The sequence below is a fragment of the Aeromonas sp. NJAU223 genome (genome assembly GCF_051125555.1).
Classification (GTDB): domain Bacteria; phylum Pseudomonadota; class Gammaproteobacteria; order Enterobacterales; family Aeromonadaceae; genus Aeromonas; species Aeromonas veronii_G.
This window is the reverse complement of record NZ_CP144204.1, coordinates 709,770-723,857: the sequence shown is the minus strand read 5'-3', so window position 1 is coordinate 723,857 and position 14,088 is coordinate 709,770. Positions and strand designations below refer to the sequence as shown.

Sequence of the window (14,088 nt, the reverse complement as noted above, 5' to 3'; positions counted from 1 at the left end):
AGGAACAGGATGAAAGTACTGATCATCGGCAACGGCGGCCGTGAACACGCCCTGGCCTGGAAGGCCAAGCAATCCCCCCTGGTGACCCGGGTGTTCGTCGCCCCCGGCAATGCGGGCACGGCCCATGAAGGCAGCATCGAAAACGTGGCCATCGCCGCCACCGACGTGCCTGCCCTGCTGGCGTTTGCCAAGGAGCAGCACATCGGCCTCACCATCGTCGGTCCCGAAGCACCGCTGGTGAAAGGGGTGGTGGATGCCTTCCGCGCCGAGGGGCTGGCCATCTTCGGCCCGACCGCCGCCGCCGCCCAGCTGGAGGGCTCCAAGGCCTTCGCCAAGGACTTCCTGGCCCGTCACGCCATCCCCACCGCCGAGTACCAGAACTTCACCGAGGTGGAACCAGCGCTCGCCTACCTGCGCGAGAAAGGCGTCCCCATCGTCATCAAGGCCGATGGCCTGGCCGCCGGCAAGGGGGTCATCGTCGCCATGACCCTGGCAGAGGCCGAGGAAGCGGTGCGGGACATGCTCTCCGGCAACGCCTTCGGTGACGCCGGCGCCCGGGTGGTGATCGAGGAGTTCCTCAGCGGCGAAGAGGCGAGCTTCATCGTCATGGTGGATGGCGAGCACGTGCTACCCATGGCCACCAGCCAGGACCACAAGCGGGTCGGCGATGGCGATACCGGCCTCAACACCGGTGGCATGGGCGCTTACTCTCCCGCCCCCGTGGTGACCGATGCGGTACACCAGAAGGTGATGGAACAGGTGATCATGCCCACCGTGCGTGGCATGGCCGCCGAAGGCAACGTCTACACCGGCTTCCTCTACGCCGGTCTGATGATCGACGAGCAGGGCAACCCCAAGGTCATCGAGTTCAACTGCCGCTTCGGCGACCCCGAGACCCAGCCCATCATGCTGCGCATGCGCTCCGATCTGGTGGAGCTGTGCCTGGCGGCCTGCGCCGGCAAGCTGGATCAGAAAGAGGCCATCTACGATCCCCGTGTCGCCATCGGCATCGTGCTGGCGGCCGGCGGCTACCCCGGTGACTACCAGCAGGGCAAGGCCATCAGCGGTCTGCCGGTGGAAGAGGCGAGCGGCGAGAAGGTGTTCCACGCAGGCTCCCGCCTGGTGGGAGATACCGTGGTCACCGCCGGTGGCCGGGTGCTGTGCGCCACCGCGCTGGGTCACACCGTCGCCGAGGCACAGAAGCGCGCCTACCAGCTGGCTGGCCGCATCCAGTGGGACGGGGTTTTCTATCGCAATGACATCGGCTGGCGCGCCATCCTGCGCGAACAGGCCCGCTAAATCGGGCTCGTCACAGCCAATTTATCATCAGGGCCTGCGGGCCCTTTTTGCTGCTCATTCCCCGGGGATCCCGGCCCTCCTCCCGCAGCACATCCTCACTGATTGGCTACATCTCGTCAGCACAATGGGCACATTTTGTCACAATTGGTCGCACTTTATTCATACAAGTGCCCCTTGAACGTGGCATCATGCTGTATGATAACGCACTCAAATGAGTGCCATAAGAACCCACAATGTCGTCGTTTCATAAGGAAATCCCATGTTGAAAACCGTGCGCCCCTTGCTGTTGCCCCTGATGTTCGGCCTGCTGACTCTGCCCGCCCTGGCCGGTGAGCTGGAGCAACCCATGAAGAAGATCGGCTTCAACTACAAGCAGGCCCTCAAGGCCGATGATGCCGCCACCATGGAGAAACACATCAAGGAGATGAAGGCCCAGCTCGACATCGCCAAAGAGAGGAAGATGCCGGAAGCCAAGAAGGCCAAGTTCCTGGAAGGGATGAACGAGGTGCAAGGTGAGCTGGACGCCAGCCTGGCGGCCCTGCAGGCCGGCGATCAGGAGAAGGCCCGCGCCCACCTCGCCAAGGTCAATGACCTGAAGAAGGAGTATCACACCTATGCCAAGCAGAAAGGCTGAACCCTTTCGCTGGGATAACCTGGTCCGCCTCACCCACTGGGGTGTGGCGGCCGCCTGCGTCGCCAACCTGTGGTTCAACGAGGCGGGGGAAACCTGGCACGAGCGGCTCGGTTACCTGGCGATCATTCTGATCAGCGTCCGCCTCGGCTGGGGCCTCTCCTTTGCCAGGGGTCACGCCCGCCTGAGCGCCCTCATCCCGAGGCGGGGTGAATTCGACCAGCAGGCCCGGGCCCTGCAAACGCGCGCGCCCGCCGCCCCCGGCCACCACGGCAGCGGCAAGCTGGCGGTCTGGGCACTCTGGCTCATCATCCTCGCCACCGCCGGCACCGGCTGGTTCCAGAATACCGAGATGGGCTTCGAGCTCGGTGCCGACGACTGGCACGAGTGGTGCACTTGGGCACTGCAGGCCATGATAGCCCTGCACCTGTGCGCCATCGTCCTCACCTCCTGGCGCCAGCGCAGCAATCTGGTGGCCCGCATGTTGCCCCACGGAACGCTTCGCAAGAGTGAATAAGATCATTTCATCTTCTTGAGATCAGAAAGCCACCAAACTCGGGTGGCTTTCTGATTGCTGCCCCCGCTACAACGGGGTCCTCCGATATCGGTGCCAAACCAGAACCCACCCCCTCTTGGTGCGAGCGCTATCCCTTCCCTGGATGACGTTTGACCGCCCTTCCCAGTCACATGACCCTAGACCGGTTCATGACGGACATCAGCGGCGCCTTGCCATGCATTCATCAGATCGCGGCAATAACCATCTGGAGATGGCATGTCATCCATGACAGAAATGTAATTTTACTGGTGGCGTTATCCGGTGTTAAGGTTCACCGGGTGTTTGTCGGCGAGTTCACTGTCGGTATTGACGGCAAGAGCCTGCATTTTTTCACTGTGAATGTTTCATGGCTCAGCACAGACCATGACGTTCAAAATACATATCATGCATGACCGACTAGAAAAGTAATTCATGCCATGGTGTTTCACTCTTTTATTTCTTTCAAACAGGGTTGCAGACGACCTCTCATGGCACCATCAAGGTCGATTTATATTCTCATTGGGAACCAAGAGACAGCTCACGGCAACCTGGATACCATAGTGACTGGTATCGACTCAGGCGGGAATATTTCCGTCCAGTGCACGATGGCGTAGAGTAGCAATGGATGGCATTGCCAATAACCTTGCCTTGTCGAGGGGGACATGATGAATATTCTGGTTGTCGAAGACGAGCCCAAAATTGGTGAGTATTTGAAGAAAGGACTCATGGAGTCGGGCTATGTCGTGACGCTGGCGACCGATGGCATGGATGGCCAGTTTTATGCACTGAACCATGAATTTGATCTGATCATATTGGACATCATGCTGCCGGGGATGAATGGCTGGCAACTCCTTGAGAAAATAAGGCAGGTCAACAATCAGGTTCCCGTCATGTTTCTGACGGCAAAAGATGGCGTGGGGGATCGCGTAAAAGGATTGGAATCCGGTGCTGATGATTACCTTGCAAAGCCATTTTCATTCGCTGAATTACTGGCAAGAATAAAAAACCTGTTACGAAGAACCAAAGACAATCATATCGAAGAGATAATTGTCATCGCAGACATGGCCATCAATATCAAATCGAGGGTCGTCAGTCGCGCGGGTAAAAAACTGCATCTGACACCCAAGGAGTATTTGCTATTGGAGTTGCTGGCACGTCGCCGTGGAGAAGTCTTGCCTCGCAGCCTGATTGCCTCTCAGGTGTGGGATATGAATTTCGATAGCGATACCAATGTCATTGACGTAGCGATCAGGCGACTGCGAGCCAAGGTTGATGATGACCATCATGTGAAGCTCATCCATACGATACGCGGGATGGGATATAAGATGGAAGGAAACGGTGATGAGGGGTAATACATCCATCATTCTGCGCACCATGCTGCTGGTCTCTGTCGCGATCACGCTCAGCATGATGGCGTTGCTTTTTTTGGTAGAGAGGTCGCTCAAAAACCATTTCATGGAACTTGATGAGGATATCGTCAACAACAAGGCATCCATCATCGTCTCTCTTTCCAAGCAGAAAGATGCCCTGTCAAAGATAATGTCCTGGGATGCAGCCAATTCTGATGAGGGATTTTATATAAAAGTATTGGATGATGAGCGGCTTGTATATAAAAGCAATCGGAGCCGACTCTCCCCCGGGAACAATTCCAGCAAATTTATCTCCATATCAGAAACTGAGCCCCCGTCCAGCCATAACTATATCGTCAAGACAATCCATGTAGATATCGACAAGCAACGTTACTCCGTCATGATTTATCTCGATGCCAGTGTCCACTCTCATTTTCTTGCTGACTTCAGAGTCCAATTGCTGACCATTTTCTGCGGGGCATGGCTCATTATCATATTGTCGACTTACCTTGGTATAAAGAAAGGGCATAAACCCATTTATTCATTGAGCAAGCATATGTCAACCATCCAGGCCGAAAAACTGGAGGCGACGCTGGCAATCGATAAATACCCCGGCGAACTGAGGGAACTGATCGAGTCATTCAACGGCATGCTGACCAAGTTGAATGGCAGCTTCATCAAGTTGTCGGATTTCTCCAACGATGTGGCCCATGAACTGCGGACCCCCTTGACCAATATCATCATGCAGGCACAGGTTGGCTTGAGCCAGGAGCGCAGCATTCCAGAGTATCAGGAACTGATGTACTCGATATTGGAGGAGCTTGAGCAACTGGCCAAAATGGTAGGCGACATGCTTTGGCTAGCCCGAACTGACAACGGACTCATTTTGGCGGATAAAGAGCCGTTGAGCCTGGCGAGCGAACTTTCATCCTTATTGGATTTTTTCACCTATCTGGCGGAGGAGAAAGCATTGACGTTTGAACTCATTAACAATGAAGACCACGTCATGGCGGATAAAATCATGTTTCGCAGAGCGATATCCAATGTCATTTCCAACGCCATCCGATACTCGGATCATGGCTCCCCCATCGGCATATCACTCTCCCGCGATCCATCCCACGGCACCCTTGTTTCAGTCACAAACAGATGTACGGGTATATCGGGTGAGCCTATATCCAGGATGTTCGATCGCTTGTATCGTGGGGATATATCACGCTCGGGTAGCAGTGACGGTGTTGGCCTGGGTCTTTCCATCGTCAAGTCGATAATCGAGGTTCATGGTGGAAAAGTGTGGAATGAGGTGGATGGTGATCACATCACATTCCATTTGCTATTCCCGGTGCGATGAATGAACTGGTTGTATTTTCATGGGCACCAAACACCTTATGCTCTCGATCCTGTATAACTTGATGGCGATATTAAATATCAGGTAATTCACATGAAAGAAGATTGACCTGACAGTTTTAAGTCCGCATCACAAATGCCTGCCAGGTCAATTTCATTTAGAACATAGATAAACACTCATCCGTATTTCAGACTGGAGTGATGACCGGCATCATTGAACAACGATCTCACCAACCATACCCGCTTCCATATGCCCCGGGAGCAAACAGGCAAATGACACAGTCCCGACTTGATCAAATTTCCAGACCATATCGCTCTTCTTGCCTGGCGCAAGGGAGATCATATTGGGCATATCGTGCTCCATCTCCATTCCTTGTTGCTGCATCATGCCAGCATGTGCCTTCAACTCCGCAGGACTGCCCAGTACAAGTTCATGGGTAACCTTGCCGTCATTCTTGATTGAGAATCGCACCGTTTCACCCTGTTTGACGGCGATAACGTCGGGTGTGAACCGCATGGTATCATTCATGGCAATATTCAGGGTGCGAGAGACATCTCCCACCATGCCCGGAGAGCCCACCGCAACATGCTCCGATTGGGCGGCCTCCCCTTGATGGGCGTGCACCTGATGGTCTTTCTCTGATGCCGTGACACCCCATGTCATCAACATAAAAACAGTCGCAATCATCTTTACTGCCATGTGCATTCCTCTTGCAAAGTCAATAATACGTACCGGGTAAAAAATATAACGATAGATAATACGGATGAGCATCATCGCAACATATAGCATGATGCTCATCATCTCTTCCTATATTGCTCGGCAATGGTCTTTACCTGATGGCAAACAACCCTACTAATGCTTTATCTGTTGCTACCACTGCCCATGCCATGTTGAAGCGATATCACATGGACATCACCGTTATAGTTCACATTCACAGCATTGATATTTTCCCCTGCTGGAAGTTGCAGTTGATCCGTTTTACCCGGGATGGCCGTCATCATGCCCAGCTCGATGCCGTCGCTCGTGGAAATGGTCACTCTGTCGGTACTACGTGCATCGGTGCTCCAATCCATGTAGATGATATTATGCCCGGCACGCACCGTATAAGGCGCTGCCGTTTGTGCAAAAGCCGAGAAACTGCCGACCATGAGTACACACGCCATAATGGCACCCGTATTGACCTTCATATACCACCTCTTCTTTTCATGATTGGGATGATATGAAGACTATAAGAGGCCGATGATTACCCCAGGCTGTCTTGAATATTACAAAATGGTCATCTAGGTACGGCAATGCCATGCCATCGAGCCGCCGACGCAGGTCACCAGCCCGAGCCATACACCAGGTTCGACGAGTTGTCGGTTCATCACTGACAGACTAATGCCCCCTCCTTTCCCCCCCCTCACTCGTGCCGACAGATTAGAAGGCCTTATATGAAAACATTTTCATTCACAATTCTTAATTAAATTCGCCTGTTCGATTTTCAACCACCTCGATTTCATCAATGCTACTGGCCGAACGAGGTTGTTTGTCGTCCGTTCGATAGCAGGCAGTGATAACCAATAACAACGTCGAAGGGAAAATCGTCATGCATCACACACTGTTGCGAACCGCCCTGCTCGCCGCGGCACTCGGCTCATTCAGCCAAAGTGCCAGCGCCGAAGGGGTCATGGTTCACCTGTTCCAATGGAAGTTCAACGACATCGCCAACGAGTGCGAAACCGTGCTCGGCCCCAAGGGCTTTGGCGGCGTCCAGATCACCCCACCGGCCGAACACAAGCAGGGCAGCGAGTACTGGTGGACCGTCTACCAGCCGGTCAGCTTCAAGAATTTCAACAGCTTCGGCGGTAGCGAGGCGGAACTCAGGAGCATGATCGCCCGCTGCAATGCCGCCGGGGTCAAGATTTACGCCGACGCCGTCTTCAACCAGCTCGCCTCCGGCAGCGGCACCGCCACAGGGGGCGGCAGCTACAACTCGGGCCAGTTCCAGTATCCCCAGTTCGGCTACAACGACTTCCATCACAACGGTGACATCACCAACTACGGCGACAGCTACAACGTCTGGAACGGCGCCCTCTACGGCATGCCGGATCTGAACACCGGCTCGGTCTATGTGCAGGACCAGATAGCGACCTACATGAAGACCCTGCTCGGCTGGGGGGTCGCCGGTTTTCGCATCGATGCGGCCAAACACATGGCGCCCGCCGAGGTGAAGGCGATCCTCGACAAGGCAGGCAACCCCAAGGCCTATCTGGAAGTGATCGGCGCCGGCGGTGAATCCGCCGACATCCAGCCCAATCGTTACACCTACATCGACCGGGTCACCGACTTCAAATACGGCACCGACTTGGCCGCCAACTTCAACGGCCAGATCAAGAACCTCAAGACCCTCGGCGAGAGCTGGGGCCTGCTCCCCACCGACAAGGCCTTCATCTTCGTGGTCAACCACGACCGCGAGCGCGGCCACGGGGGCGGCGGCATGCTCACCTTCATGAACGGCGCCCGCTATGAGCTGGCCAACACCTTCATGATGGCCTGGCCCTATGGCTGGAAGCAGGTGATGTCCGGCTACCGCTTCGCCGACATGGGCAAATACGAGACCGACAAAGGGGCACCGGCCAGCACGCCCTGCTCCGACAGCCAGTGGAACTGCGAGCAGCGCCGTCCGACCATCATGAACATGGCCCTGTTCCACAATCGCACCGAGGGCACGGCGGTCAGCAACTGGTGGGACAACGGCAACAACCAGATAGCCTTCAGCCGGGGGGACAAGGGCTTCGTCGCCATCAACAACGAGAGCGGCAGCCTGGTCGCGGCGGTGCAGACCGGCCTGCCGGCCGGGGAGTACTGCAACATCCTCAGCGGCAACGACTACTGCAGCGGCGCCTACATCCAGGTCGATGGCAGCGGCAAGGCCAGCCTGAACCTGGCGGGCATGAAGGCCGCCGCCATCGTCGCCGGTTGTACCAAAGCCAGCCCCTGTGGTGGCACCACCCTGCCCGGCAACAAGTTCAGCAGCCTGAACATTCGCGGCACCCACAACGCCTGGGGCAACACCCCCATGCAGGTTGATGCCAACCGCGTCTGGTCCGCCACCCTCACCCTCAGCGGTGCCGGTGACGCAACGGGATCCCAGCGCTTCAAGTTCGACGTCTTTGGCAACTGGGCCGAGAACTACGGCGACACCGAGGGAGATGGCATCGCCGACAAGGGCAGCAACAAGGACATCCTGGTCAGCGGCGCCGGCCAGTATCGCGTCACCCTGAACGAAAGCGATCTGCGCTACACCATCACCCCCATCACCACCAATCAGGCACCGGTCGCCGTCCTCACCCCCAAGGCCATCACGGTCAAGCCGGGGGATAGCGTGGTGTTCGATGCCTCCGCCTCCAGCGACGATGCCGACGGGCTCAGCTACGCCTGGTCCACCGGAGGCAACGGCACGACGGAAACGGTGCAGTTCGATACCCTGGGCAACCACACCATTACCCTCACCGTCACCGATGCCGAGGGGCTGACCGCCAGCGCCAGCGCGACCGTCACCGTCACCGACAGCAACGGCGCCTACGCCAGCATGCTGCCGACCCTGAGCTTCCGCGGCACCCCCAACGGTTGGGGAGCGCTTGCCATGACCCTGGTAGCCGACAACCAGTGGGAAGCGCAGGTCACCTTCGATGGGCAGGCCAACCAACGCTTCAAATTCGACGTCAAAGGGGACTGGAGCCAGAACTACGGCGACAACAATCAGGACGGGGTGGCCGAATCCGGGGGCAATGACATCACCACCACAGTGACCGGGCTCTATCGGGTGCGTTTCAACGACCTGACCCGGGCCTACAGCCTGACTCCGGTGAATGTCGGCTACGCACACACCTTCCCCAGCCTGCATCTGCGCGGTACTCCCAACAGCTGGGGCAGCACGCCCATGGCGCTGGTGGGAGACCACCAATGGCAGGTCAGCGTCAATTTCAGCGGCGCCGGGGATGCCAGCGGCAGCCAGCGTTTCAAGTTCGACGTCAAGGGCGACTGGAGCCAGAACTACGGCGACACGAACAAGGACGGGGTGGCCGAATCCGGTGGGGCCGACATCACCACCACGCTGGTCGGCACCTATCTGGTGCGCTTCAACGACCAGACCCTGGCCTACAGCCTGAGCGCCCAATAGGAAATGACCCTGCCGGGGGTCAGGAAACCGGCAATCGTCATTCTGGCCTCCTGCCCGACTGGGTGGGAGGCCATTTTCATGCCGGTGAAAATTGTGACCATTAAAACTTTATTCTCGCCGCATCGCGATATAACACCAACAAACACAAAAATTTCGGAGCAATATTTCACCAACAAATAGATCTTCAATCACTACCACTGTCTCAGCCCGGAAAACATGCATGTCGCTCACATGTTGACCGAAAGCCTAACGTTTAAACCATTGATTAATATCAAGATGCTTTCCCCTCCTCGCCCCAAATATGAGTGCAGTCATTTCACTCTTCCTATATCACAGGGCATCAGCATGAATGATCGAACCCAGGCAATACCGGTACAACTGGCATTTCCCCTCTGGAAGGGGGTGCTCACTTTGCTATTTGGCGCCATTCTCTGGCTGATCCCCGCCCCTGACGGGCTCGCGGACAATGCCTGGCATATGTTTGCCATCTTCGCGACCACCATCTTCGCCATCATCATCAAAGTCATGCCGATGGGGGCCGTCACCATGATTGCCCTCATCGTCTCCGCCCTGACCGGGGTTACCCCGTTGAATGGCAAGGGCGATCAGGTCGCCGCGCTGTCGGGCTTTGCCAATGGCACCATCTGGCTCATCGGCATCGCCATGTTCATCTCCCGGGCCGTGATCAAGACAGGGCTCGGCAAGCGGGTCGCCCTCTGGTTCATCTCCAAGTTCGGCTCCAACATGCTGGGGGTCGCCTACGGCCTGGCCCTCTCCGATCTGGTGCTTGGCCCGGGGATCCCGTCGGCCTCCGCCCGGGGCGGCGGCATCATGTACCCCATCACCCAGTCCATCGCCACCGCCTATCAGTCTGAACCCGGCCCCACCGCGAGACGGGCTGGTGCCTTCCTGATGCTGTGCGTCTCCCAGATCGATGCCATCGTCTGCACCATGTTCCTGACCGCCATGGCGGGCAACCCGCTGGTGGCTGAGCTGGCCAGAAGCCAGGGGGTCGACATCAGCTGGACCACCTGGTTTGTCGGTGCCATCGTACCGGGCATTGCCTCTTTGCTGCTGCTGCCTCTCGCCCTCTATTTCTTCTATCCTCCCGAGCTGAAGAAGACGCCGGCCATTCCCGGGCTCGCCCGCGAGCAGCTGCAGAAGATGGGCCCCATGTCCCTCGCCGAGAAGATCCTGGCATTCGACTTCGTCTTGCTGATCCTGCTGTGGACCGTGGGCGATATGCTGTTCGCCATCCCGGCCACCCTCTCGGCCTTCATCGGCCTGGCGATCCTGCTCGTCTCCAATATCATGTCCTGGAAGAACATCATCGAAGAGCATACCGCCTGGGATACCATGTTCTGGTTTGCCGTGCTGGTGATGATGGCCAACGCCCTCAACAAATACGGCATGATCAACTGGATCTCGGGACATATCGTCAGCTATGTGGATCATCTGGACTGGCTGACGGTCTTCGCCATCCTGGTGCTGGTCTATTTCTATACCCGCTACTTCTTCGCCTCGGCCATGGCCCATATTTCCGCCATGTATCTGGCCTTCCTCGCCGTCGCCATCTCGGTCGGAGCGCCTCCCCTGTTCGCCGCCCTGGTGCTGGGTTATACCTCCAACCTCTCCATGGGGCTGACCCAGTACTCAGGCGGCCCGGGACCGGCACTCTTCGGCTCTGGCTACAACAGCACGGGCCAATGGTGGGGCGTCAGCTTCCTCGTCTCCATCGTCTCCCTTCTCATCTGGATCGTGCTCGGCGGCGCCTGGATGAAGCTGGTCGGCTTCTGGTAAAGCAAAGACTCGACCTGTCTGACAACGCGACCGGGCCCTGTGCCCGGTCGTGTTCTTTATTTCCCTGCATCGCACTCTTTCACCGACTCCTCCTCATCTTTCATATCCCCGTCACCCGCGCACGGGCATACTTCATTTCGGATCCCATGCAGGAGCGCATATGAAACAACTGGAAGCCCTCAAGGCCGAGGGAAGGATTGAAGAGGCCAGACAGCACGGATTGCTGCAGATAGCGGAGCACCCGAAACACGCCGAACTGCATTACGAGGTGGCGGGTCTGCACGATCTGCTGGGGCGCGAGCAGCAGGCCATTCCCCTGTATCAGAAGGCCATTGCATTGGGACTGAGTGAGGATTCACTGCGCGGGGCCTGGCTCGGTCTTGGCAGCTCCTATCGCACGACGGGACATTATACCGAGGCGCTGGCCGCCTTCGAGCAGGGCCTGGCCCGCTTCCCCCATGCCCACGAATTCAAGGTCTTCGGAGCCATGGCCCGCTACAACCTGGGGCAGCACAAGGAGGGGATGGAGACCCTGCTGGCGGTGCTGGCCGAGACAATCACCGATCCCGCCATTGTTCCCTATCGACGTGCCATCGCCCTCTATGCCGAGGATCTGGACAGACACTGGTGAGGCGCCAGAAACGACAAAGCCGCTCATGATGAGCGGCTTTGTCTTGAATGTGGTGGCCCCTGCCCGACTTGAACGGGCGACCAATCGATTATGAGTCGACTGCTCTAACCAACTGAGCTAAGGGGCCAGAATCTTGGTTTTGCGGCGTGGATTATAGGGGATGAGGCAGGGCTCGTCCATAGGCAGATCAACCACTTGCCGAGTTTTTGTCCAACTCTGACCTCCCCTGTCTAGGCGCCGATCCCAGCCCGTCGCCCCTAAAAAAAGCCCCGCATGGCGGGGCTTTTTGACAAGGTTTGTCGGCGACCTCAGGACTATTCGTCCAGGAAGCTGCGCAGTACTTCCGAGCGACTCGGGTGACGCAGCTTGCGCAGGGCCTTGGCTTCGATCTGACGAATACGCTCACGGGTGACGTCGAACTGCTTGCCCACTTCCTCGAGGGTGTGGTCAGTGTTCATGTCGATACCGAAACGCATGCGCAGTACCTTGGCTTCACGGGCGGTCAGACCGGCCAGCACTTCGCGGGTAGCGTTGCGCAGACTCTCGCTGGTGGCCGCATCCGCCGGCAGTGCCAGGGTGGTATCTTCGATGAAATCGCCCAAGTGGGAGTCTTCATCATCACCGATGGGCGTCTCCATGGAGATGGGCTCTTTGGCGATCTTCAATACCTTGCGGATCTTGTCTTCCGGCATGCCCATGCGCATGGCCAGCTCTTCCGGGTTCGGTTCACGACCCATCTCCTGCAGCATCTGGCGGGAGATACGGTTGAGCTTGTTGATGGTCTCGATCATGTGCACCGGGATACGGATGGTACGGGCCTGATCCGCGATGGAGCGGGTAATGGCCTGACGGATCCACCAGGTGGCATAGGTCGAGAACTTGTAGCCACGACGGTATTCAAACTTGTCCACCGCCTTCATCAGACCGATGTTGCCCTCCTGGATCAGGTCCAGGAATTGCAAGCCACGGTTGGTGTATTTCTTGGCGATGGAGATAACCAGACGCAGGTTTGCCTCAACCATCTCTTTCTTCGCACGGCGGGCCTTGGCCTCACCGATGCTCATGCGACGGTTGATGTCCTTGATCTGGGCGATGGAGAGGCCGGTCTCTTCTTCGATCTGTTGCAGCTTGCCGATGGCACGCAGCACGTCTTCGTCCATCTCCACCAGACGCGGTGACCACGCCTTGCCGGCCTGCTTCTGGTATTCAAACCAGGCAGTCTCGCACTCGTTGTTGGTGAAGGCCGCGACGAAGGTTTTCTTCGGCATCTTGGCCTGCTCAACGCAGAGTTTCATGATGATGCGTTCCTGCACACGGACCCGCTCCATCATTTCGCGCATGTTGTTGACCAGGCGATCGAACTGCTTGGGCATCAGGCGGAATTGACGGAACACATCGGCCAGCTGGGCAATTGCGGCCTGGGTGTCGTCGTGGGCACGGCCATTCTTCTGAATGGAGAGACGGGTTACTTCGTACTGGGCACGCAGCTCGCCGAATTTCTCGCGGGCGACTTCGGGATCCGGACCACCGTCTCCATCGTCATCGCTGTCGCCGTCTTCATCTTCGTCTTCATCTTCGTCTTCATCTTCGTCAGCCAGGTCATCTTCGCTGAGCTCGGAACCGATATGGGTGGCGGTCGGCGCCACATCGTCCGTTTCATTGGGATCGATAAAGCCGGAGATGATGTCAGACAGACGCAGCTGCTCGGCTTCGTACTTGTCGTACTGTTCGAGCAGGTAAGTGATGGCTTCAGGGTACTCGGCAACGGAGCTTTGTACCTGGTTGATACCGTCTTCGATCCGCTTGGCGATGTCGATTTCGCCTTCGCGGGTCAGCAGTTCGACGGTACCCATTTCCCGCATGTACATGCGGACGGGATCGGTCGTGCGACCAATCTCAGATTCAACAGATGCCAGAGCCTGGGCCGCTGCTTCGGCAGCGTCCTCATCGGCAGTACCACCTTCAGCCATGATCAGGTCATCGGCATCCGGGGCGTTTTCCACCACCTGGATACCCATATCGTTGATCATCTGGATGATGTCTTCGATCTGGTCGGAGTCGACGATGTCTTGCGGGAGGTGATCGTTCACCTCGGCATAGGTCAGGTAGCCCTGTTCTTTACCTTTGGCAACGAGGAGTTTAAGCTGAGACTGCGGGGTTTGCTCCATAGAACTCATCCGGTTGGTGTTGCTAGGTTGCGCGTACAGTGCGCTGCTGCGCAAATAGCCAATTCTAATAGAAAACCGCCAGACATGCTATGTCTGGTTGCGGCGTCGGTCATGAGAAACCCCTGCCCGCAGTATTGTCGGGGCCAGGCGGTTATAAAGTGTTTG

At 57.1% G+C, this 14,088-nt stretch carries 12 protein-coding genes and 1 tRNA gene; 9 read left to right on the top strand and 4 right to left on the bottom strand.

Annotation, left to right across the window (positions count from 1 at the left end):
• The first annotated feature begins 9 nt into the window (after nt 1–9).
• From purD to VZC39_RS03455, 6 genes are all read left to right on the top strand, one after another.
• Entirely contained in the window at nt 10–1,299 is a 1,290-nt protein-coding gene (purD, locus tag VZC39_RS03480) for a phosphoribosylamine--glycine ligase (RefSeq protein WP_434665729.1), read from the top strand.
• A gap of 259 nt (nt 1,300–1,558) precedes the next feature.
• A complete protein-coding gene (locus tag VZC39_RS03475) occupies nt 1,559–1,933 on the top strand; it encodes a cytochrome b562 (RefSeq protein WP_434665726.1) in 375 nt (124 codons plus the stop codon).
• Complete coding sequence (locus VZC39_RS03470) at nt 1,914–2,447, top strand: cytochrome b/b6 domain-containing protein (RefSeq protein ID WP_434665724.1); 534 nt, start codon at nt 1,914–1,916, stop codon at nt 2,445–2,447. The genes VZC39_RS03475 and VZC39_RS03470 overlap by 20 nt, the downstream gene beginning before the upstream one ends.
• A gap of 188 nt (nt 2,448–2,635) precedes the next feature.
• A complete protein-coding gene (locus VZC39_RS03465) occupies nt 2,636–2,878 on the top strand; it encodes a hypothetical protein (RefSeq protein ID WP_434665721.1) in 243 nt (80 codons plus the stop codon).
• 249 nt (nt 2,879–3,127) lie between these two features.
• Nucleotides 3,128–3,817 (top strand): heavy metal response regulator transcription factor, encoded by a 690-nt coding sequence (locus VZC39_RS03460; RefSeq protein ID WP_434665719.1) that lies wholly within the window; start codon nt 3,128–3,130, stop codon nt 3,815–3,817.
• Nucleotides 3,807–5,162, top strand: coding sequence for a heavy metal sensor histidine kinase (locus tag VZC39_RS03455; RefSeq protein ID WP_434665716.1), 1,356 nt, complete (start codon nt 3,807–3,809; stop codon nt 5,160–5,162). Before VZC39_RS03460 ends, VZC39_RS03455 begins: the two co-directional genes overlap by 11 nt.
• Nucleotides 5,163–5,369: 207 nt before the next feature.
• Here VZC39_RS03455 and VZC39_RS03450 read toward each other — a convergent pair whose 3' ends face one another.
• Nucleotides 5,370–5,960, bottom strand: coding sequence for a cupredoxin domain-containing protein (locus VZC39_RS03450; protein ID WP_434665713.1), 591 nt, complete (start codon nt 5,958–5,960; stop codon nt 5,370–5,372).
• Between the two features lie 59 nt (nt 5,961–6,019).
• Nucleotides 6,020–6,346, bottom strand: coding sequence for a hypothetical protein (locus VZC39_RS03445; RefSeq protein WP_434665711.1), 327 nt, complete (start codon nt 6,344–6,346; stop codon nt 6,020–6,022).
• Between the two features lie 401 nt (nt 6,347–6,747).
• Between VZC39_RS03445 and VZC39_RS03440 the strand changes: the two genes are divergently transcribed.
• The 3 genes from VZC39_RS03440 to VZC39_RS03430 all read left to right on the top strand — a co-directional run bounded on the left by VZC39_RS03440 (nt 6,748) and on the right by VZC39_RS03430 (nt 11,755).
• Nucleotides 6,748–9,324: an alpha amylase C-terminal domain-containing protein gene (locus VZC39_RS03440; RefSeq protein ID WP_434665708.1), complete on the top strand. Its 2,577-nt coding sequence runs from the start codon at nt 6,748–6,750 to the stop codon at nt 9,322–9,324.
• A 345-nt stretch (nt 9,325–9,669) separates the two neighbouring features.
• Nucleotides 9,670–11,124: a DASS family sodium-coupled anion symporter gene (locus VZC39_RS03435; RefSeq protein WP_434665706.1), complete on the top strand. Its 1,455-nt coding sequence runs from the start codon at nt 9,670–9,672 to the stop codon at nt 11,122–11,124.
• Nucleotides 11,125–11,284: 160 nt separating this feature from the next.
• Nucleotides 11,285–11,755, top strand: coding sequence for a tetratricopeptide repeat protein (locus VZC39_RS03430; protein WP_434665703.1), 471 nt, complete (start codon nt 11,285–11,287; stop codon nt 11,753–11,755).
• Nucleotides 11,756–11,805: 50 nt separating this feature from the next.
• Here the strand turns inward: VZC39_RS03430 and VZC39_RS03425 are convergent.
• Nucleotides 11,806–11,882 (bottom strand) — tRNA-Ile (locus VZC39_RS03425).
• A gap of 187 nt (nt 11,883–12,069) precedes the next feature.
• Nucleotides 12,070–13,923: an RNA polymerase sigma factor RpoD gene (gene rpoD, locus VZC39_RS03420; RefSeq protein ID WP_349921033.1), complete on the bottom strand. Its 1,854-nt coding sequence runs from the start codon at nt 13,921–13,923 to the stop codon at nt 12,070–12,072.
• Nucleotides 13,924–14,088: the final 165 nt, after the last annotated feature.